This is a genomic window from Sphingomonas sp. AP28 (genome assembly GCF_056680455.1).
Genome location: NZ_JBWXQI010000002.1, coordinates 255,415 through 273,368, shown reverse-complemented (window position 1 = coordinate 273,368; position 17,954 = coordinate 255,415). Strand labels below are relative to the sequence as shown.

General features: G+C 61.4%; 23 protein-coding genes. 8 read left to right on the top strand and 15 right to left on the bottom strand.

Translation table 11 applies throughout. The features are described from left to right. Positions 1 to 35: 35 nt before the first annotated feature. From AC1MH0_RS20675 to AC1MH0_RS20655, 5 genes are all read right to left on the bottom strand, one after another. Entirely contained in the window at positions 36 to 485 is a 450-nt protein-coding gene (locus AC1MH0_RS20675; protein WP_480966046.1) for a hypothetical protein, read from the bottom strand. 106 nt (positions 486 to 591) lie between these two features. Further along, positions 592 to 795, bottom strand: a complete 204-nt coding sequence (locus AC1MH0_RS20670) for a DUF5818 domain-containing protein (protein ID WP_480966045.1) — start codon at positions 793 to 795, stop codon at positions 592 to 594. A gap of 111 nt (positions 796 to 906) precedes the next feature. Further along, the gene (locus AC1MH0_RS20665; RefSeq protein WP_480966044.1) at positions 907 to 1,089 is read right to left on the bottom strand and encodes a hypothetical protein; all 183 of its coding nucleotides are present in this window, start codon (positions 1,087 to 1,089) and stop codon (positions 907 to 909) included. A 585-nt stretch (positions 1,090 to 1,674) separates the two neighbouring features. After that, a complete protein-coding gene (locus tag AC1MH0_RS20660) occupies positions 1,675 to 2,628 on the bottom strand; it encodes a caspase family protein (RefSeq protein ID WP_480966043.1) in 954 nt (317 codons plus the stop codon). A gap of 27 nt (positions 2,629 to 2,655) precedes the next feature. Further along, complete coding sequence (locus AC1MH0_RS20655; RefSeq protein ID WP_480966042.1) at positions 2,656 to 3,069, bottom strand: TIR domain-containing protein; 414 nt, start codon at positions 3,067 to 3,069, stop codon at positions 2,656 to 2,658. 293 nt (positions 3,070 to 3,362) lie between these two features. Here AC1MH0_RS20655 and AC1MH0_RS20650 point away from each other — a divergent pair, with 293 nt between their 5' ends. From AC1MH0_RS20650 to AC1MH0_RS20640, 3 genes are read left to right on the top strand one after another with little or no spacing between them, the layout of a single operon-like run. Then, the gene (locus AC1MH0_RS20650; protein WP_480966041.1) at positions 3,363 to 4,496 is read left to right on the top strand and encodes a patatin-like phospholipase family protein; all 1,134 of its coding nucleotides are present in this window, start codon (positions 3,363 to 3,365) and stop codon (positions 4,494 to 4,496) included. A gap of 31 nt (positions 4,497 to 4,527) precedes the next feature. Then, complete coding sequence (locus tag AC1MH0_RS20645) at positions 4,528 to 5,679, top strand: S8 family peptidase (protein ID WP_480966040.1); 1,152 nt, start codon at positions 4,528 to 4,530, stop codon at positions 5,677 to 5,679. Between the two features lie 49 nt (positions 5,680 to 5,728). After that, positions 5,729 to 6,772, top strand: a complete 1,044-nt coding sequence (locus AC1MH0_RS20640) for a ComEC/Rec2 family competence protein (protein ID WP_480966039.1) — start codon at positions 5,729 to 5,731, stop codon at positions 6,770 to 6,772. 36 nt (positions 6,773 to 6,808) lie between these two features. Here AC1MH0_RS20640 and AC1MH0_RS20635 read toward each other — a convergent pair whose 3' ends face one another. The 3 genes from AC1MH0_RS20635 to AC1MH0_RS20625 are packed head-to-tail and all read right to left on the bottom strand — an operon-like array spanning position 6,809 to position 8,756. After that, the gene (locus tag AC1MH0_RS20635; protein WP_480966038.1) at positions 6,809 to 7,762 is read right to left on the bottom strand and encodes a caspase family protein; all 954 of its coding nucleotides are present in this window, start codon (positions 7,760 to 7,762) and stop codon (positions 6,809 to 6,811) included. A 13-nt stretch (positions 7,763 to 7,775) separates the two neighbouring features. Then, the gene (locus AC1MH0_RS20630; protein ID WP_480966037.1) at positions 7,776 to 8,147 is read right to left on the bottom strand and encodes a TIR domain-containing protein; all 372 of its coding nucleotides are present in this window, start codon (positions 8,145 to 8,147) and stop codon (positions 7,776 to 7,778) included. A 36-nt stretch (positions 8,148 to 8,183) separates the two neighbouring features. After that, positions 8,184 to 8,756, bottom strand: a complete 573-nt coding sequence (locus tag AC1MH0_RS20625) for a toll/interleukin-1 receptor domain-containing protein (RefSeq protein ID WP_480966036.1) — start codon at positions 8,754 to 8,756, stop codon at positions 8,184 to 8,186. Positions 8,757 to 8,906: 150 nt separating this feature from the next. On the opposite strand from AC1MH0_RS20625, the gene AC1MH0_RS20620 reads away from it, so the two are divergent. After that, complete coding sequence (locus tag AC1MH0_RS20620) at positions 8,907 to 9,383, top strand: hypothetical protein (protein ID WP_480966035.1); 477 nt, start codon at positions 8,907 to 8,909, stop codon at positions 9,381 to 9,383. 379 nt (positions 9,384 to 9,762) lie between these two features. Here AC1MH0_RS20620 and AC1MH0_RS20615 read toward each other — a convergent pair whose 3' ends face one another. Beyond that, positions 9,763 to 9,984 carry a hypothetical protein gene (locus AC1MH0_RS20615; RefSeq protein ID WP_480966034.1) on the bottom strand — a complete coding sequence of 74 codons (222 nt, stop codon included), beginning with the start codon at positions 9,982 to 9,984 and terminating at the stop codon, positions 9,763 to 9,765. 181 nt (positions 9,985 to 10,165) lie between these two features. On the opposite strand from AC1MH0_RS20615, the gene AC1MH0_RS20610 reads away from it, so the two are divergent. Beyond that, complete coding sequence (locus AC1MH0_RS20610) at positions 10,166 to 10,639, top strand: GIY-YIG nuclease family protein (protein ID WP_480966033.1); 474 nt, start codon at positions 10,166 to 10,168, stop codon at positions 10,637 to 10,639. A 271-nt stretch (positions 10,640 to 10,910) separates the two neighbouring features. On the opposite strand, the gene AC1MH0_RS20605 is transcribed toward AC1MH0_RS20610, so the two are convergent. The 6 genes from AC1MH0_RS20605 to AC1MH0_RS20580 all read right to left on the bottom strand — a co-directional run bounded on the left by AC1MH0_RS20605 (position 10,911) and on the right by AC1MH0_RS20580 (position 16,017). After that, positions 10,911 to 11,978, bottom strand: coding sequence for a nucleotidyl transferase AbiEii/AbiGii toxin family protein (locus tag AC1MH0_RS20605; RefSeq protein WP_480966032.1), 1,068 nt, complete (start codon positions 11,976 to 11,978; stop codon positions 10,911 to 10,913). Further along, positions 11,975 to 12,622, bottom strand: coding sequence for a DUF6088 family protein (locus tag AC1MH0_RS20600; RefSeq protein ID WP_480966031.1), 648 nt, complete (start codon positions 12,620 to 12,622; stop codon positions 11,975 to 11,977). Before AC1MH0_RS20600 ends, AC1MH0_RS20605 begins: the two co-directional genes overlap by 4 nt. A 247-nt stretch (positions 12,623 to 12,869) precedes the next feature. Continuing rightward, complete coding sequence (locus AC1MH0_RS20595) at positions 12,870 to 13,802, bottom strand: GIY-YIG nuclease family protein (RefSeq protein ID WP_480966030.1); 933 nt, start codon at positions 13,800 to 13,802, stop codon at positions 12,870 to 12,872. Positions 13,803 to 13,852: 50 nt separating this feature from the next. Further along, a complete protein-coding gene (locus tag AC1MH0_RS20590; RefSeq protein ID WP_480966029.1) occupies positions 13,853 to 14,002 on the bottom strand; it encodes a hypothetical protein in 150 nt (49 codons plus the stop codon). Positions 14,003 to 14,188: 186 nt separating this feature from the next. Further along, a complete protein-coding gene (locus tag AC1MH0_RS20585) occupies positions 14,189 to 15,361 on the bottom strand; it encodes a PAS domain-containing protein (protein ID WP_480966028.1) in 1,173 nt (390 codons plus the stop codon). 272 nt (positions 15,362 to 15,633) lie between these two features. Further along, positions 15,634 to 16,017 carry a hypothetical protein gene (locus AC1MH0_RS20580; RefSeq protein WP_480966027.1) on the bottom strand — a complete coding sequence of 128 codons (384 nt, stop codon included), beginning with the start codon at positions 16,015 to 16,017 and terminating at the stop codon, positions 15,634 to 15,636. A gap of 76 nt (positions 16,018 to 16,093) precedes the next feature. On the opposite strand from AC1MH0_RS20580, the gene AC1MH0_RS20575 reads away from it, so the two are divergent. From AC1MH0_RS20575 to AC1MH0_RS20565, 3 genes are all read left to right on the top strand, one after another. Continuing rightward, positions 16,094 to 16,813, top strand: a complete 720-nt coding sequence (locus AC1MH0_RS20575; protein ID WP_480966026.1) for a Crp/Fnr family transcriptional regulator — start codon at positions 16,094 to 16,096, stop codon at positions 16,811 to 16,813. A 169-nt stretch (positions 16,814 to 16,982) separates the two neighbouring features. Continuing rightward, on the top strand, positions 16,983 to 17,765 hold the full coding sequence (locus AC1MH0_RS20570; RefSeq protein WP_480966025.1) for a Crp/Fnr family transcriptional regulator: 783 nt from the start codon (positions 16,983 to 16,985) through the stop codon (positions 17,763 to 17,765). Further along, positions 17,744 to 17,923 (top strand): hypothetical protein, encoded by a 180-nt coding sequence (locus tag AC1MH0_RS20565; RefSeq protein ID WP_480966024.1) that lies wholly within the window; start codon positions 17,744 to 17,746, stop codon positions 17,921 to 17,923. The genes AC1MH0_RS20570 and AC1MH0_RS20565 overlap by 22 nt, the downstream gene beginning before the upstream one ends. The last annotated feature ends 31 nt before the right edge of the window (positions 17,924 to 17,954 follow it).

The following is a 17,954-nucleotide window of genomic DNA, read 5'->3' as shown; positions in this document are numbered from 1 at the left end:
TCCTGAATCAGAAAACCGCGACGACGGGAATCCCATTATGATTCAGCCTGGTGAGAAACCGCTCTAATCGACGCTGTGACCGCCGTGGCGCTTTGGACGTCCGGTGCCTGCGCCGCTGCCGCCATCAGATCGACGTCCGTCAGATCGCGGCGATCGATCCACCATTTGGCGTCAGTTACCTGAAGGCAAGCGTAACAGTCGGCGTCGCTGTTAGGGTTAGTTAGCGCTACAAGGCGCTTGGTCCTGATCGTCGACGCCCAGCTGACTTGCCGATCGGTGCCGGTTAGTAGAGGAAGATCGAGGTGGGAGATAGCAGCGCTGCTCAACGCTGCCGCAGCGGCTTCCTCTGCGCGCTTTTCCGCAACGAAGCAGTCTCGACAGCTCGTCGTCTTTAGCCAATTGGCTTTGCGTTCCTTCTGGCTGTCGTAGCCTGTGAGATAATGGCCCTGCTCGTGACCGCAGGCGTGAATGATCCGCTGTTCCATGGCCGGGATGATGGCTGTCCGTGATTTGTGCGCAACGGCAATGAGTCAGGTTGAATCAGAATTGCGCCCAGTGGCTGACGACTGAGCTAGAGGCGCCTTAGACAGCCTAAGCTGGCGCAACGCCGTCAGCGTTTACCGAAATTGAGCCAACCAATGTGCCGATGAGCCGGACGCGCTTTTTTACCAGATCTACGGTGGTGCGGTGCAGTTCCAGCTCGTAGCGCCCACCGACATGGCGGCGCAGATAGAAGGCCCCGCCATCGCGGACCAGAGTGCCTATCTCATTGATCCGGGTGCCAATCGCTACCATCGCTGCGTCGTCGCTCCATCATGACCGTGTAAAGTTGCGGGAGATCCCTGCGTGTAACCAAGGTGCCTCGGTGGGGGCACATGATTCTGCTCCTCCGTTCCCGACGGGCGCTCAGAGACTGATATTCCGCCGCGCCATTTCAACGAACGCCATATCCCCGATCGGCAGGCAGGGCTCGACTTTAAAGATGTCAGCCAAATCGAGCAGATCCTCGTTGGAAAGGTTCGCGATCGAGGCTTCGATCTCGGCAAGGCGCCGCACCGCGTGATCGCCGCGATCGGCGGCCCGCTTCATTCTTGTCTTGAGCATGTGGCCCTCTATCATAAACGTCGCGGAGGCGGCAGGGGCATTGACGGCTGATTGGCTGAGGTCATTCCGCAAGGACGTCCGCTACCTACAGGCGAAGGAAAGTTCTCCTATGGAGAACAGCACCGTGTTCTGGCGGACGTTGAGCGGCAGGAACGTACAGCTTCTACGGTATACGGCGTATTCGCAGTGCATACGGACTGTCCGCATTTGCGGTAAAACTGGTGGAAAGCGGCTGGTCCGCTTTGGAGAGCCAAATTGGCATAAATGCCCGTTCGTTCAGCTCTGATGATCCGCAGCTATGCGTTCTTATCTCGATCATTAAGCAAATGCCCGCGAGCAGAGAGCGCGACGTAACGAATTTCGCACGCAAGCGTGAAGCTCCCTGCGTTGGGTAGATGCGGGCTCGCTTAGGCCTTGGTTTGGGGACCACTCTTCATCGTGCACAAGACGCGAAAATTTGAAAGTCTTCGAAAAGGGTTTTTACCTCAACCGGAGTCCGGGCGGGAGACGCGGTCAAGCGAGGTCTAGCCGTGCTTGTACGCCGAAACTTTTCGCGACGCATTCTTCCGGTCAGATCCGGTTGGTTGCGACTAGCTCGTGGTAGAACTTCCCGAGTTCCGTCAGTTTCGCCCCTTGGCTCCGCTTAGCTGCCCAGTACAGGTCGGTTCCCTCTGTCGGGCACAGCAGGCCTCCTATTTGGTATGCCTTGAACTTCTTAAAGATTAAGACGTGTTTGGAGATCGCGACCGGCTCCGTCTCTTCGTAGGTCGGGTCCATCGCATAAACGTCGTCAACTGCCGAAAAGTGCTGGACGAGTTCGCGAAGCTGGGCGTCGGAGACCTTGGGCAGGTTCGTCCGCACGGGGCCAAGGTGGCCGGCATGCGACTTGTAGACGGGTCGCTGACCCCACGCGCCAAGCGCTGCTTCCACGTACCCGTAGATTGAAGCGGCTGAGACGCGCCCCCTGACATCGGCAGCCCCGCCGCGGAGCGCGCCCAGAACCAGTCTGGTGAAGACACCGTGGCCGCCCACCTCCATCGCTTCCTGCGTCGGCCGCGAGGCGGCAAGTATCGTGACGCCCTCACGAAGGACAGCCTTATGCTCGAGCGAGCCTAGCGCGGCGTCCACGTTGCCCGCCGTGCCGCTGTAGCAGCAGTCGAGGATCACCAGCACGGTCGCGGCGGGCGACTTGTTCGCCATGTCGATCAGCTCGTTCATCGGAAGACCGGGGTCGTCCTCGATAGCGTCTTGGGTGACGAGGTAGCCACCAACGTCACCTGGCGTCCCGTGGCCCGAGAAGTAGAAGAGAATGTCGCCCCTGAAGTCGGCGAACAGCTCGCGCCATCTCCGCCTCAGGTGGGCCCGCGTCACGCTCGGTGACCCAGGACCTGTCAGCATCCTACAGTCAAAGTTCACGCTGTCGTCGCCATTCCGCGCGAGGGTGTCGCGCATGTCGACCGCGTCAGAGACGCATGCTCGCAGGTTCTTGACCTCGGGACTGTCGTACTCGTCGATGCCGACCAACAGTGCTCGCTTCGGCAAGATCACGCTCTAGACCTTGTTCTTTCCTTCGCCCATCATCTGAGTGATTGCGGCAGCGACGTCGTCCCACTTCCAAGCGATGGTGCGATTGCGAGGCAGGCCTGCAGGCAAATTGCTCGAGGTGCCTGCACCGTCCACGTAGACTCCGAAAGCCGGAACGTCCTGTAGCTTGGCCATCGCCAGCTCCTTCGCGACGCCAGACGCGCTAGCCATCGTCTTTCCGACGAGCACGATGACCATGTTGCACTTACCAATTTTGGCGCTGATGACCTTTTCCCACTCCGCCTGTGCAAGCGCGCTCTTGGAGGACCAATCTTGAATGGCAAACGGTGTCTTGGAGTTCTTCGCCTGACCGACGAAGAGCATGCGCGATGTCTCGTTGTGGTCGAAGTCGAAGCTGATGAACGCTCTGGGATCCGCCATTTTGTCTTGCTCCTACATAATCACCACGTTGCCGGACGTCGGGTCGAGCCGGGATTTGACCCGAACCGCCGCACTTGGCACCTATGGCACCGCCGCTCGTGAATGATGTTCCGACCTATTCCGTGACGGTTGTGTCACTGCTCGCGGGCGCCGACAACATGCTTTCGGCAACTAGGATTGAATAGAGCGAAATACGCCATTGCAAGTATCACCGACGAAAGGTCTACTGTAAAAATGATGGCCAAGATCGACACGCCGCTGCGCTGCGGCACGCACCATCGAGGGATCCGGGCATGCGGAACCGTCCCCAGTTGGGCATTTGCGTGGTAAGCGCTCCGGTGCATGACGCGGGCGTTGGAACTCCGACGGACGGCGTGGCCGTTTGCCTCTCAGGCGGCGGTTACAGGGCGATGATGTTCCATGTCGGCGCGCTCTGGCGGCTGCACGAGCTCGGTCTACTGGCGCAAGCGACGCGGGTGTCCTCGGTGTCTGGCGGGTCAATTACGGCGGGCGTGTTGGCGCTGGCTTGGGGGCGGCTCATTGCCGGGGGGTCCTTTGCCGATCTCGTCGCCGCGCCGGTGATGCGGCTTGCGTCAAGGACTGTCGATCGCGGGGCGGTGCTGGGTGGCGTGTTTCTACCGGGGACGGTCAGTCAGCGAGTCGCGGACGTGTACGACGATGTGCTCTTCGAAGGGGCGACGCTTCAGGATCTTCCGGACGATCCCCGTTTCGTCATCAATGCGACAAACCTCGAATCGGGCTCGCTTTGGCGGTTCTCCAAGTCGTACATGCGTGACTGGCGCGTCGGCTCGATTGAGCGGCCGACGTCAAGGCTGGCTGACGCGGTCGCCGCCTCCTCCGCGTTCCCGCCCGTGCTATCGCCTTACGTCCTCGACGTGGAGCCGTCGGACTTCGACGTGTCGGAGCCGGGCCTCGGGGACGAGTTCAGGCGCGACGTCAGCCTCACCGACGGCGGTGTCTACGACAACCTAGGGCTCGAGACGGCCTGGAAGAGCTGCCGGACGCTGCTCGTGTCCGACGGCGGTGGCCGCAGCTCCGACGATGCCTCGCCGCCGGGCGACTGGGCGCAACAGGCAAAGCGAGTCCTCGACGTCGTCGACGGTCAGGTGCGGGCGCTGCGCAAGCGGCAGCTGATCGGCTCGTTCATCGACAGCGTTCGGGACGGTGCCTATTGGGGCATGCGGACTGATCCCGCCGAATACGGCGTCGAGATGCGGCTCGCGTGCCCACGGAGCGCCTGCGTGGCGCTGGCCGAGACGCCAACGCGGCTTAAGCGGATGCCGCCGGAGCTTCAGCGGCGGTTGACCAACTGGGGCTACGCGATTAGCGATGCCGCCATCAGGGCGCACCACGATGTCGGGGTCCAGGCGGCAACGGGGTTCCCGTTCCCCGACGCGCCGCTGTGATCGGCATCGGCAGACCCGCTGGGGGACGGCCGTGAGGAAGGTCGTCATCCTGCGTAGGCCGGACGTCGGGAGGCGCAACGGCTTTTCGACCAAGAGCTTCGGGGCGGCCGAACGCGCCGCGCCATCGATTTCGTCCGAGGTGCTCGAGGCATCCGACGAGGCCGAGCTCGCGCGCGATCCCGGAGTGGTCGCATTGGCCCCGGTGATGCCGACCCGGCTCATCCGGCCGCTGGCGGCCGAGGGCGCGGCGGGTGAGCCCTGGGGCATCTCGGCCGTCGGCGCGGACGCGTCCGCCTTTGACGGGTCGGGGATCGTCGTAGCGGTGCTGGACACCGGGATCCACGCAGAACATCCGGCCTTCAAGGGTATTAGGCTAGAAACGCGCGACTTCACCGGGGAGGGGATGCAGGACGCACAGGGGCATGGGACCCACTGTGCAGGCGTGATCTTCGGACAGGACGTGGAGGGGCTCCGCATCGGCGTGGCGCGGGGCGTGCGCCGCGCGCTTATAGGGAAGGTGCTCGGCGACGACGGCTCGGGCGATTCCGAGATGGTGTTCGACGCGATGCACTGGGCGAGCGCCGGCGGCGCCAACGTGATCTCGATGTCGCTCGGGTTCGACTTCCCGGGTCTGGTGGAGGATCTTGAGGGACAGGGATGGCCCATCCGTCTCGCGACCTCCACCGCACTCGAGGCGTACCGCGCCAACCTGATCATGTTTAACGCCGTCATGTCGGAGCTGAAGGCGGGACGGGCTTTCGGCAGGGACGTCCTAGTCGTCGCTGCGTCGGGGAACGAGAGCGAGCGCCAAGTCGACCCGAAGTTCCGGATAGCGGCGTCGCTGCCTTCCGCGGCCGACGACGTGCTTTCCGTCGCCGCCCTCGGGCGCGGGGCGGGCGGACTGTCGGTGGCGGAGTTCTCGAACATCGGCGCCAAGCTGTCCGGCCCTGGCGTCGACATCCTCTCGGCCTGGCCCGACGGCGGCTTGCGGTCGCTGAGCGGCACGAGCATGGCGTGTCCGCACATCGCCGGCGTGGCTGCGCTCTGGTGGCAGTCGGTGGCGGCGAGGGGCACGGCGGGCGCCTTCAACGTCGGCGCGAAGGTCGTCGCCAGTTGCACGCGCGAGGGGCTGGCCGACACCGGCCAGGAGGACGTCGGCGAGGGACTGGTCCGGGCGCCATGAATCGACCTCGGCAGGCTGGCGGGGCCTACGCGTCAAGGCATGGGAGGGCATGAGCGTGTTCCGCATGACGATGCTGCCGGCAGGAGATGGGGACTGCCTGCTTCTGAGCTGGGGCGAGCCCGGCTCGCTGCGCCACGCGGTCGTCGACGGCGGGCGCACGTTCACCTACGCCGCGCTGCGGCCGAGGCTATTGGCAATCCGGGAGGCTGGCGAGCCACTCGAGCTGCTGGTCCTCACCCATGTCGACGCCGACCACATCGAGGGCGGGCTGAAATACTTGGGCGACGCCGAACCGCCGATCGCCCCGGCGCGGGTGTGGTACAACTCGTTCGAATCGCTGGGTGGCTTGGCCGCCCGCAGCATAGCGCAGGGAGACCGGTACGCCGCGGCGATCGCCAGGCTGGGCTGGCCGCTGAACGGAGGCTTCGCCAATGGCCTGATCTCGGTCGCAACTGCGCCTGCTGACGGCGGCATACCCGGCTTACGGGTCACTGTGCTAGGGCCCGACGGCGACGGGGTCGAGGCAATGCGTGGCAGGTGGGCCGATTGGCGCGCCGACCACGATCCTGTGAAGCTGGCGCGATCGGGCAGGCTGTCCCGGGCGCCGATGCCCGACCCGCTCGACGTCGAGGTTCTGGCGGCACCCGGCAAGACCGACGCCGAGGTGCCCAATGGCTCCAGCATAGCGCTGCTTGTTGAGCATAAGGGTCGGCGTGTGCTGCTCGCCGGCGACGCCCATCCCGATACCCTTGTCCGGTCGATCGCGCCGCTGGCGAGGGCGGAGGGCGGTCGCCTCCGCATCGACCTGTTCAAGGTCTCGCACCATGGCAGTCGCGCCAATGTGACGCGGGAGCTCGTCGAGCTCCTCAACTGCCGCCGGTTCGCGATCTCGACTGACGGGACCCGCCACGGCCATCCCGATCCGGAGGCGATCGCCCGGATGCTCGCCTTCGCGCCGCCCGGCCCGCGCGAGCTGCACTTCAACTACGCGAGCGATCGCACGCGACCGTGGGACGGTGCCGCGCTGAAGGACCGGTGGGACTACGTCTGCCGTTTCGGGGACCCGCAGGGGTCGCTCGAGGTCGACGTCTAGGGCGGGGGGACGACGAACTGCGCAGTCTGCCGCTTCCTAGATCCGCCCCTTCTCGACAAGCCGACGGTAGTGCTCGCCAAGCACAGTCAGCTTGCAGGACTTCGACTCCATAGCCGCGTGGTACATATGCGGCGCGTCGACCGGCACCAGCAGGTTCACGCGGTTGAACTTCTGCAGGATGGCGAAGACCTTGTTGTTGGTCTCGTCAGGGCACGGTCCTTCGGGCTCGTAGGAGGGGTCGAGCGCGAAGGCGTGAGCGGGGGACGGAAAGAACTCGGCGATCCGCCGCAGAACGTCGAGGTCGATCGGCGGCTGTACCTTGCGCAAGGAGACGAAGCTCTCGACGTTGGTGCGGAAGATGGGGCGCTGGCCCCATCGCCCGAGCGACTGGTCGATGTGCGCGTAGACGCTGCCGGGTGTGACGTCGCCGACCAGGTTGCTGGCGGCGCCGTTGAGCGCGTCGATCAAAAGGTTCGTGAACGTGCCGCTGCCGTCGGCCTCGGTCGCGTACTGGTCGGCAGCCGATGCCGTCAGGATCGTCATTCCTTCGGCGAGGATGGCGCTGCCGGTGTCGGGACTGGTGCCTGCGACGCCGGAGTGGCAGCTGTCGAGGATGATGACCTTGTTGCCCGTGCGCGACTTGTTGGCGAGCGTCAGGATCTCGGACAGCGGGATGCCGTCGTCGCCCGACCGGCTATCGCTGGCGCACAGGTAGCCGCCAGTTGCCTCCACGTGCCCGTGCCCTGCGAAGTAAAGAAGAACGGTGTCCTCCTTGCCGCCGAAAAGCTCGCGTATAGCCTCCTTGAGCTGCGCTCGTCCCACGGCGTCCGCCGGACCTGTCCCGGTGACGATCCGCGTGTCGAAATTCGTTGTACCATCGGCGTGGCGGTCTAGCACGGCCTTCACCGCATGGGCGTCGTTGACGCAGCCGTGCAGCGGCTGGACGGCGTCGTAGTGGTCGATGCCGACGATGAGCGCCTTGCGTGTCATGCGGGGCTCCGGTTTAGAGCGAGTCGATGAAGGTGGCGATGGTCGGGTGCGACCACGGCTTCGCGGTCAGTCCGGAAAACGATGTACGGTCGTCGGACTTGGGCCATATCGCGAGGATCGGCTTGCCCTCCTCCTTGGCACATTCGACCTCCCACTTCTGGCCAGAAGACGTGGTCGAGTTCTTCGTGATGAGTGCGATCACGCCGTGTGACCGGCGGATCCGCGTGCGGACCTTGTCCTTCCAACCGGAGTCGTATGCCTCGCACACCGACATGTCGATGTACTCGAAGGGCGTCCTAGCGTTGATGGCCTGTCCACGCAGCAGATCTCGCATGTCCTCGTCCTCGATCGGGAACGCAACGAAGATTGTCTTCTTGTCGGCCATCGGTCTTCCTCTCTCGGCAGCTTCAATCTCGCTGCGTTATTGCCCCAGCGAAGCGCGGAGCGTCGTGAAGAACTCACGCGTCGCGTCGTGGGTTGACGCGGTTTCGTTGATGCCGATGTTGCGTTTGCGCGTGAATGTCTGCCGGGCCGACTTTGTGGCCGCCGCGTACTTGTCCAGGTCGGCGTCGGTGCGCAGGTAGGGCCACTTACGCAGGAATTCGGGTGGCAGGGCGTTGCCGCCCGAGAAGGTCGCGAGTGGAAAGTCCTTCTCGGTCGCCATGCCAATCTCCCAGGGCACCCACTGTGAGTTTACGGTGGATGGCGAGACGACCGCCAGCAGTTGCGTGCACCTGCCCATCTCGCTTCGGATGTGGTCAGCGAGGCGTTCCACCGATCCGCTGACGTATGGATCGATCAAGTCGAGATAGCAGTCGAGGCCATGATTAATCTTCAGGCGTGCTGCGATACGCGCCGTAAGCTCGGAGTCGGCCTTTTGATGTGATAGGAAGATTTTCAAATTCGTCCCGCCCGCTTTGGTGCCGCCTGTTGATCGGACAGCTACAGCATGTGCGCAATAGCCTTGTTTCGAAATAAGTTCGATACGCTTCAAGATTGCGCGGTTTTCCGCGACGAATGCCGCTGGTACCACTCGACCGAGGTGGCGTTGAAGGGGGGCATGTCGCGCAAGGTGAGCTCGACTCGCTAGGCCAATTTCTCGATCGACGAAGGTTATGGTGGGCTGCAAGGAAAGGAAGTTACAGTGATTTTTGGCATAACCGGGCACCAGGAGCGCGAGGGCATTGATTGGGATTGGGTACGCGCCAGTATCGGCCATGAGTTGGAGAGTGGGAAGGCGCCTCTTCGAGGACTGTCGTCTTTGGCGCGGGGGGCGGACCAGGTCTTCGCCGAGGAGGTGCTGCGTCTTCAGGGCGATCTCACTGCAGTAATCCCGATAGACAAATATGAGGCCTACTTCGAGGGCGAAACGCTTACCGCGTACCGGCGTCTGCTGTCGGCTGCGAAGGTGGAGCGCATGCCTCCGGCAGAAGATGACGAAGCCGCGTTTTTAGCGGCAGGAATCCGCGTTGCCGACGAATGCGAGATTTTGCTGGCAGTCTGGGATGGGGAGGGCGCACATGGGTCGGGCGGCACCGCCGACATCGTTACTCATGCCCGCGAGATCGGACGAAGCGTCGTTCACCTCCAGCCGATCACACGCGCAATTTCACGCTTTTGAGCGCTGGCAGAGCGTACGTGACCACCAGGCGCTACGGCATGGCGCTTCATCGAGGTGAAATCGCTAACCGATAAGATGCACATTGGCGAGGACGGCCTGATCTAGACGCTTCTTGTCCCGCACGACGTTGAGCGACAAGGGCAGGTAGCTTAGCCTAGTATCCATCGGACCGGCGGCAGCTCATGACCTGTACGCTGAGCTACCTTGGGCACAGGGTCCCGCACCTATGTTGGCATTCGTGCAGAACATGGCGGGTAAAGCTGAATGGATGTACGCTCATGGCGAGTGCTGCGGGAGCCCTGAACGGCTACAACTGGGTCGATGTTACCGCTACGTCGGCGCAATACTCCTGGAGAAAGATGAAAGGGGAAGAACGCACTCAGTCATCTTTTAGTGGATAAAAGTGTTCCCGCAGCGCCACCTCGTCGGACTTGCTCAGAAATTGAACTACGAAAACGGGCCCTTTGAATTCGACAGAACCAAACCTCAGCAATTGGCCATAGGCATATCCGGCCGTTGGCGTGTATCCGTTTAACCAGTCTTTCACCCTCTCAGCGTCCTTGCAATCGAAGAACACACTGAAAACCTCGAGCTCATCCATAAGTCTTTTCCTTGTCGCCACGCCGACTCTCAAACTGGCTGACAGTTACAGCGTCCCTACTCTCGGATGGATAGGTGGCCAATCTCGGGCGCGGCACAACCCGCTTTCGACGTCTGAAGCCGGGTCGACCCCGACGGTGCCCATGATATTATTCTGGCCTTGCAGCTGTGGGAGAAGAGGAATGCCGATTGCCGTCATCGTCGACTGGTATGGGCCATATACAAGCAAGGCCGCCCTGCGGGACGAGATGCGGTGCTGGGCGTCGGGTACCCGGTCGCTCTACATGGGCATCAAGCGCGGCAATATCGTCAGCTATATTGGGCTGACCAACCGGCCCGAGAGCCGCATGAACAATCACGAGAAGCTTGCGCACCCTGATAACGTCAAATTCTTCTGCGGTGAAATCGTCACGCGCGGTATCGGCGGGCGACGCGCGACCAAATGTAAAACAGACCTGAAGCTGGCTGAGCATGCGCTGATCGCCTATTTACAGCCGGCGCAGAATGCCACTCTCTCTCGGCGTGACCTCGACGATTGCGTCGTCCTCTATTCGCGATTCTTCGATGCGGTGGATGGGGAAACGCGACGCAATCCGCTACCGAAATTCCCGCGCGTTATTGCCTATAACAGCTGGAGCGATGAATGGGACGGGTGAGCCACTGCGCTTGACGCGCTGGCGTCACCAACGGGACTGCTACCGGCTAGTTTCCGGTCGTTGAGTTATCTTGAACCAGTGACCGCTTTTGGGAAACCCGTTAGTGCCCGTGTATGGCCGGGATTGGGTCGTGGCGCAGGAGTGTCGGGCGGCCGCTCCCGACCATCTCACGTCATTTAGTCTCGTTGATGTGAGCGCTGGCTTTCGCTGAAAGGCGTGTCCGCGCGCAGCGCCAGCGCGAAGACGTCGAACATGGGCTGCGGAAGCGGGATCATGGCACAGCCGGACTTTGCTCCGGCAATCGGTTCACTTTGGCCTGGAGGATCGAGATGCTCTCCATCACGTCCTCAAAGCTTGGCGACGTGCCGAAGATCATGCCTGACATTGCCGCATAGTCCTGCTTCAACGCGTCATACATTGAGCCTTCTGCCATGAGCGCGAAGGTCGGCGGGACGGCGCTCGCGAGATCGAATGCCGGCCTGTTGAAGAACATCCGTGCGTGCGCGACACAGTCCGCGCCAAGCTCGGGATCCGCGATCGCCTGCGCGCCGAGCTCCGCCTGCATCAGTTCGTGAATGTCATAATAATGGCGTGAGATACGGTTGCCGCCGCCGCGCAGCACACCTTTGGAATCATACCAGTGCCGCAGCCCATGCAGGATGACGATCTTGTCCCAGAAGGTGCGCTCGGCATCGACGATGGTGACGTTCTTCACCTCGAGTTCGAGGCCGGGTGTATCCTGTTCGAGATAGGGCCTGATCGAGCGCACCGAGTTCGGGTCGAGCGCCGACTTGGCGCCGGATTCGATCTTCACCGCCTTGGGGATATACGGGTCGGGATCGGTTGCGGTCGGATATTGGACGAGCAGCGTCTGCTTGTCCTTGGCGTCCGGCGTGACCTTGAACTGGCCCGCGGCAATGCCGTTTCGCGCAGACGCTTCTGCCGCGATCCGCGTCAGGTTCTCGAGCATCGGTCCGTTGATGAACGCCTCGCATGCCTCGCGGATCGCATCGAGCGCCTTCTCACGCTTCTTGCCGCTCAGGGCATGGAGATCCTCGACCGAATAGGCTTCGCCAAGATCGTCGCGGAACACGGTGACGTCGATATCCTCCGAGAAGCGGTGGATCAGCCCAAATCCCTTCGACAGCGAGGTGCCGCCCTTGAACAACAGGCGCGGCCCTTTGGGCAGGCCGTTGAACAACGCGTCGAGCGTCCAGCATACCCAGAAGTCCTTCTCGACATTCTGTGGCGTCGTTCCGATCCGCTGCGCGGTGGCCGTGAAAAGGCCGGCGCGCGTCTCATCATCGGCGGACAGGATTGTGTCATAGGCGGGGTTCATGCGGCGCGCCTCGCGGTCAGCAGGGGTTTTAGGAAATCGTGCATCCAGGTTGGTAGGGTCGACAGCCCGTCGCGAAGGTCGTTGCGGACCTTGGTCGCGTTCGGGCCGCTGTGCAGGATATTGTCGAGTTGCCCCTTGAGGTCGTTTACGCCGTCGGGATCGGCCAGCGTGTCGCGCAGCCAATGCAGCGCCTGCACGATCCGCATGCCAGGCCGGCCCGCCCAGTAAAGCTTGCTCGCCGCTGTCGGCTTGAACGTGATGATCATGTTGCCGAGCTGGATCGAGCGCAGCCGCGCATCGGTATGCACCACGATCTTTGAGGGCACCGCGTTGGTTAGGCCCAGATCGTTGGCGGCGGTCATGCCGTCGACCAGCACCCGGATCTGATCACGCCGCGCGATCGCGTCGATCACCTGCCGCGGATCGGGCGCGCTGGGCTGACGAGTCAGGCTGTTGATGGCGGGTTTGTCGTACAGGCCGCGGTCGATGCGGCGCAGGTTGCCGGCATTGACTTGGCGCTGCAGCACCTTGTCGACCGCACCCCGCGTGCCGAGATCGAGAAAGTCGACAGGCGTCCAGACGGCACGGGGTGTCGCCTTTAACATGCGTTGCACGACTTGCGTCTTCAGGTCTGGAGTATCCATGTCCGAAATTAGCTCACATATTTCGGACACGATCAATACCGGATTGTCCGAAGAACAACAACAAACTTCGGACAGAAGCTGGTTGGCTCTGACGCGTGGGCATGCGGCCGCGACCCGGCCGCCATTGTCCCATTTTAGTTTGCAGATCGCAGCACCGTGGCTGAGCTGCCAGCACGACAGGTCGCCCGCCCGGCCGTCGCCAGCCAAGGGCCCGTCCTGTGTCGCGGCGCTGTCGCGCCGCGGTCGATCAGGCAGACAGCATCGCCCTGAGCTTGAACAGCCGCTCCTCCACATCCAGCCAGGAGCGCCCCGGGACGCGCGGGCCGCTCAGAAACTCTTCAAGCAACGCGATCTCGCGATCATGATCATGATGTGCACGGCAGAGCTTGGCGGCGACCATCCAGTCCCACGGCGCACGGTCGCGGCGCGCCTTCACCAAGATCGGCGCGAGTTCCTCCTCGGGCACCGTACCGGTCTTGCGGGTGCGCGGCTTGGGCACGGAATGTCGCGGGGCCTTGCGCTCGCCGGCGAGGATTGCGCCCGCCTCGGCGCGGCGCTTCACGACGGTGTGATTGGGGGACACCCAGGAGGGATAGCGCTCGAAATAGGCGTCGACTGCCTGGGCAATCTCGGCGTAGCGCCCGAGCTTTCGGAGCACCAGCGTCAGTCGGTCGAGCGCGGCGATGTCGCCATGCGCCGGATGGTCGATCTCGTTACGCAGTTCCGCGACCAGCCCGGCCTCATAAGTGATCGCGCAATATTCATGCATCTGCTCGATCGCCTGCCGGTAGCGCGCGACCGCGGCTTCGGGGTCACTCGCCTCTAGCGGGCGCGTGGCGGAAATGAAGCTGATGTTCGCGTCGCGCAGCTTATGGAAGCGGTCGAGTGCCGCATAGTCGAACTGGCGACCGGGATTGATCCAATTGGTGAGGGTCTTGCCGTACCTGGCGATCAGGTCGCCTTCCAAGTCGAGCGCGTCCTCCTCACCCAGATCCTCGGCCAGGATCACGATCTCATACGCGCTGTCGCAGCGTGTGCGCACGAACTGATGCCATTGCGCATCGCGATCGGTCGACCAGGCACGCGTGCCCGTCCCCTTGCCGATATAGAAGGGCACTCGGTCTGGCCCGAGATGCGCATAAACATAGCAGCGCTTCGGAGAGCGGCGCTCGCCGGTCACGCGGTATCCCAGTCCCTCGTGCGCAATATCTCCCCTCGAAACTCCCGTCCCTATAACGGCATCATGACGATAGTAACCGAAAAGGCGAGATCGGTCAGGTCTGTCATATCGAAGCGGCCGACGACGATGGCGAGCGCTTCAACGTGGCCATAACCAACGAAGCACGCCGCCAGGCCGAGAACCTGATGCTTAGGTTCCACTTTTCGCCGTTCCGCGCCCTCGACCCCCCGCTTACGGCGACGGATCCAACTATATGAATGAACGACAGAAGGTGGGAAGCGCGTAGGGCAGCCTGAACGTCCACTTGTGGGTCAATCGATATCCGTCGTAAGCGAGAAAATACGTGTGGAGTCTAATGTCCAGAAGCACGACGACCTCATAGTGCATTACGCGCCAAAGGACCGCTGACCTAAATTAAGAACCGTGGATGCCTGTACGGTTGCATCCTTGATTCGTGCTGACAACGCCTTCACCTCGTTCGCGACGATTGCAAAACTGTTGCCTCGTTCGCCTGCCCGAGCAGCCTCAATGGAAGCGTTGAGCGCGAGCATCGACGTTTGCCGCGTGACGGCACCAATGTTGTCGACGATGTCAGCAAGTTCGGCCAAAGTGTTTTGATGAGCCGCTCGGCGTGTCTCCGCCTCGAGTCGAAAACGTTGTGCACGATCAGATTCGTTCCGTTCGGCAATCCGCATCGCGGTCACGTCGGTCGCCCATTTGATTATCTTTACTATTTTCCCGTTCTGGTCGAGGATTGGATTATAGGTTGCCTGCAGATGGACTTCGGCGCCCCAGCGGTTCCGCCGGCGGTATTCCTGCTGCATGAAACGACCGCCACGAAGGATTTCCCAGAACTGGGCGTAATTAGGCGACACACGATCTTCTTCAAAACAGAAGATGGCATGATGCCGTCCTGCGATTTCGCCAAGAGCATAGCCCATCGTGGCGAGGAAGTTATCGTTTGCGTTTACGACTATGCCATCGGTGGTCATCTCCAGCCAACATTGCGATCGGTCGATAGCCTGCAATTTACTCCGCTGTTCTGCGGCGCTGGCATGCTCCTGATCGGCGCGCTCCAGAGCGGCGCCGTTCAGCAGGACAGAATTTTCTAGCGCGTATAGCGTGTAAAGCGACTGGGTTAGACGACCGAGCGTCGATGGATCGGCGGCTAGCGCCCTCGACAGCCGCTGATGGCGCGCATGATGGCTTCTCAGTAGGCCCGCCGTGAACGCGATCTCCGTTGCACGGTCTTTGCTGCTTGCCCGTCCTCGGCGGACCATCTTTGCAATCAGCCTGTCATTTATACCACCAGTAAACTTCATCTCGGTGTAGCGGATATCGCGTCGGATAAGCTCTTCGATCGTATCGTGATCGAGGTCGTACGGAGTGTTTTGCCCGCCAAAAGGTCTCCAGAACTCTCGTACGTCCATGGCCACACCGTCACGCAGCAACGGCCACATCGCGAGCAGGTCTGTCTCCAGCGTACGCTGGGGATCGAAAGCCTCGAGAAGGATGAGTATGGGGTCCTCGCTGAACTTCGGTCGATGTGATGAGCCCACTGAGAAATCTCCGTTCGCGACCGGGCTAACCCAATATAGTCAAAATGGGCTTAATGTCGCGTCGGATATCGGCCGTATCGCGGTTAAAGGTCTGCGCGGATTTCGGGCTCAGATCGTAGATCAAGTTTTCGACGCAAAACTGCCAGGATCACGTTGGCCGATTACGTCTCGCCGTTGGCGGCCAACGATCGAGAGGAAGGCATAATCGATCGTGAAGATCCGCTGGTCATTATCACACTGGCATCGACCAACGACGCCGTGTCCGGCTTGCTTCATGCGGCCGCGTCCGTACGGAGGCTACCGCGGATTGTGGACAGCAAGGCAAGTGACCTGTCCCTGGTATCGTCCTCGTCTCCAACGTCCGCTGCAATTTCGATCTTCACGTCCATCGCAATCGTGACAATCTCGACCGCTTGCGCGACGGTTAGAATGGACCGTTCAATCAGACTGTGGATCAAGCTTTCCACGAGCAGCATCGCGGCTTGGCCATGCGGGTCAGGAGCTGCCGATCTGACGACAGGGCAGAGACCCTCGTTGTCGTTGCTTACTCCGATCATCACCAAGCTCCAGGTTGGGGGCAGCGACATTGCGACCTCATCGACGCTGAAGCCGCCGACGTCTTCCAACGTGACCGGAGGTAGCAGAAATCTAGCCAACGTTCCTCATCGAGGTTAACATTCAACTATAACATTCGACAATATCGAATATACCCGCGTTATGGGATGAAGCCGAATGACCAATCGCTTCGTCGAAAAACTCCGCGGCTTCTCGCCGCTCGGTGAAGCCGACGTTGCTGAACTGGTCGCGCTTACGTCCCGGTCGCGCGTGAGCAAGATGCGCCACGATCTCATTCGTGAAGGGGACCGACCGGGGCCGGTATTCGTCATGATCGAAGGCTGGGCATGTCGCTACAAGATCCTTCCCAGCGGCACGCGTCAGGTTCTTGCCTTTCTGATGCCTGGCGATGCATGCGATCTGCATATCGGCCTGCTGGCCGAGATGGATCATAGCATCCAAACAATCACTCCCGCTCGCGTTGCGACGATCGAGCGTGTCGACATGGACGAATTGATGATGAGGCGACCTGCGATCGCCAAAGCGATGTATATCGCGCAGCTTGTCGACGAAGGTACGATGCGCGCATGGATTACAAGCATGGGTCGTCGAACCAGCATTGAACGGGTCGCTCACCTCATGTGCGAGCTATACCTACGCGCACGCGATATCGCCCTGACTGGTGAAACGTCGCTTACGCTTCCGCTTTCCCAAGTTCTGTTAGCTGACGCATTGGGCATGACGAGTGTACATATTAATAGAGTTCTGAAGGACTTAAGGATTGCCGGGGCGATGACGCTTCATCGCGGCAGCCTTGAAGTAAGTGACCCTGATAAACTCGTGCGTATCGCCGGGTTTGACGAAGGCTATCTTCATCGTCGCACACGCGTTGCGTAAAGAAGCGGATGTAATGTCTTCGAACTTTCCGTAACCGATCTACCTCCGCAATCTGAACCTATGTTGCGATTACGAACGCCAACTCAGGTTACCTACCGGCATCGCTCGGTGTGACGTTGCCGGCGGTTGGGGGAGGCGCTCCCTGATACCGTTGCGCAGGAGGCAGCCAATGCTCGATACGACCTCTCCCGTGGCCAGAATGATCAAGAGTCTCGAAAAGTACGTCGCGCTTTCCCTAGGTGACCGAGACGCGATCCTCGCCTTACCGTTCAAGGTCACCAGCTATGAAGCCGGTGCCTATTTGGTCCGAGAAGGGGACAGGGCCGATAAATGCGCCTTGCTGATGAATGGTTTTGCCTTTCGCCATAAGATCACCGGAGCTGGGACGCGGCAGATCGTTGCGATACATGTTCCAGGCGATCTGCTCGATATGCAGAACCTCTTTCTCGACTATGCCGACCACAATGTTCAGATGCTGTCGCGTTCGGATGTCCTGACGGTGTCGCGCAGCGCTTTTGGCGCCTTAGCCAAATCGGTCGCCTTGATAGGGCATGCAGTCCTTCTCGGCGTACTCGTCGACGCCTCGGTTTACCGCGAATGGATCTTGAACATCGGTCGGCGCAACGCGCGCGGGCGTGTCGCGCATCTCATTTGTGAGATCGCAGTCCGCCTCGACATGGAAGGACTTCCGCCCGGGCAGGATTATGAGTTGCCCATGACGCAGGAACAACTGGGCGACGCGCTTGGGCTGACGCCCGTTCACGTCAACCGTGTTCTGCGAGTTCTGGAGGATGATGGCCTCATATTGCGGAAAAGTCGGCAGATCCGGCTGCCACAGTGGGAGCAGCTTCGACGCGCATCGGACTTTGACGGTCGCTACCTTCATCAGGCGCAGGCCAAAGGTTTTTTACCAGCGGAAGGAGGCACGGAATGGAGCGGGATCACGGCATAGAAGCAGCGCGCGTACAGCTTAACGCGATAGGCATCGCGCTGGAGGAGCTCCTTCGTGTCGCGGACGAAGCCGAGGAGTATCTTCTTGGTGCCAAACTCGCCGACAGCCAGATGTGCGTCGTGAGCCGCCTGGCCGCTTTGGACATAGGTGAACCCTAACGTTCACTCAGCAGTGCGCCGGGGGGGGGGC

Excerpts from the sequence above, each read along its gene's own strand:
- AC1MH0_RS20675 (WP_480966046.1), bottom strand. The coding sequence starts at position 485 with ATGGAACAGCGGATCATTCACGCCTGCGGTCACGAGCAGGGCCATTAT.
- AC1MH0_RS20670 (WP_480966045.1), bottom strand. The coding sequence starts at position 795 with ATGGTAGCGATTGGCACCCGGATCAATGAGATAGGCACTCTGGTCCGC.
- AC1MH0_RS20665 (WP_480966044.1), bottom strand. The coding sequence starts at position 1,089 with ATGAAGCGGGCCGCCGATCGCGGCGATCACGCGGTGCGGCGCCTTGCC.
- AC1MH0_RS20655 (WP_480966042.1), bottom strand. The coding sequence starts at position 3,069 with ATGGCGGATCCCAGAGCGTTCATCAGCTTCGACTTCGACCACAACGAG.
- AC1MH0_RS20650 (WP_480966041.1), top strand. The coding sequence starts at position 3,363 with ATGCGGAACCGTCCCCAGTTGGGCATTTGCGTGGTAAGCGCTCCGGTG.
- AC1MH0_RS20640 (WP_480966039.1), top strand. The coding sequence starts at position 5,729 with ATGAGCGTGTTCCGCATGACGATGCTGCCGGCAGGAGATGGGGACTGC.
- AC1MH0_RS20635 (WP_480966038.1), bottom strand. The coding sequence starts at position 7,762 with ATGACACGCAAGGCGCTCATCGTCGGCATCGACCACTACGACGCCGTC.
- AC1MH0_RS20630 (WP_480966037.1), bottom strand. The coding sequence starts at position 8,147 with ATGGCCGACAAGAAGACAATCTTCGTTGCGTTCCCGATCGAGGACGAG.
- AC1MH0_RS20615 (WP_480966034.1), bottom strand. The coding sequence starts at position 9,984 with ATGGATGAGCTCGAGGTTTTCAGTGTGTTCTTCGATTGCAAGGACGCT.
- AC1MH0_RS20610 (WP_480966033.1), top strand. The coding sequence starts at position 10,166 with ATGCCGATTGCCGTCATCGTCGACTGGTATGGGCCATATACAAGCAAG.
- AC1MH0_RS20605 (WP_480966032.1), bottom strand. The coding sequence starts at position 11,978 with ATGAACCCCGCCTATGACACAATCCTGTCCGCCGATGATGAGACGCGC.
- AC1MH0_RS20600 (WP_480966031.1), bottom strand. The coding sequence starts at position 12,622 with ATGGATACTCCAGACCTGAAGACGCAAGTCGTGCAACGCATGTTAAAG.
- AC1MH0_RS20575 (WP_480966026.1), top strand. The coding sequence starts at position 16,094 with ATGACCAATCGCTTCGTCGAAAAACTCCGCGGCTTCTCGCCGCTCGGT.
- AC1MH0_RS20570 (WP_480966025.1), top strand. The coding sequence starts at position 16,983 with ATGCTCGATACGACCTCTCCCGTGGCCAGAATGATCAAGAGTCTCGAA.
- AC1MH0_RS20565 (WP_480966024.1), top strand. The coding sequence starts at position 17,744 with ATGGAGCGGGATCACGGCATAGAAGCAGCGCGCGTACAGCTTAACGCG.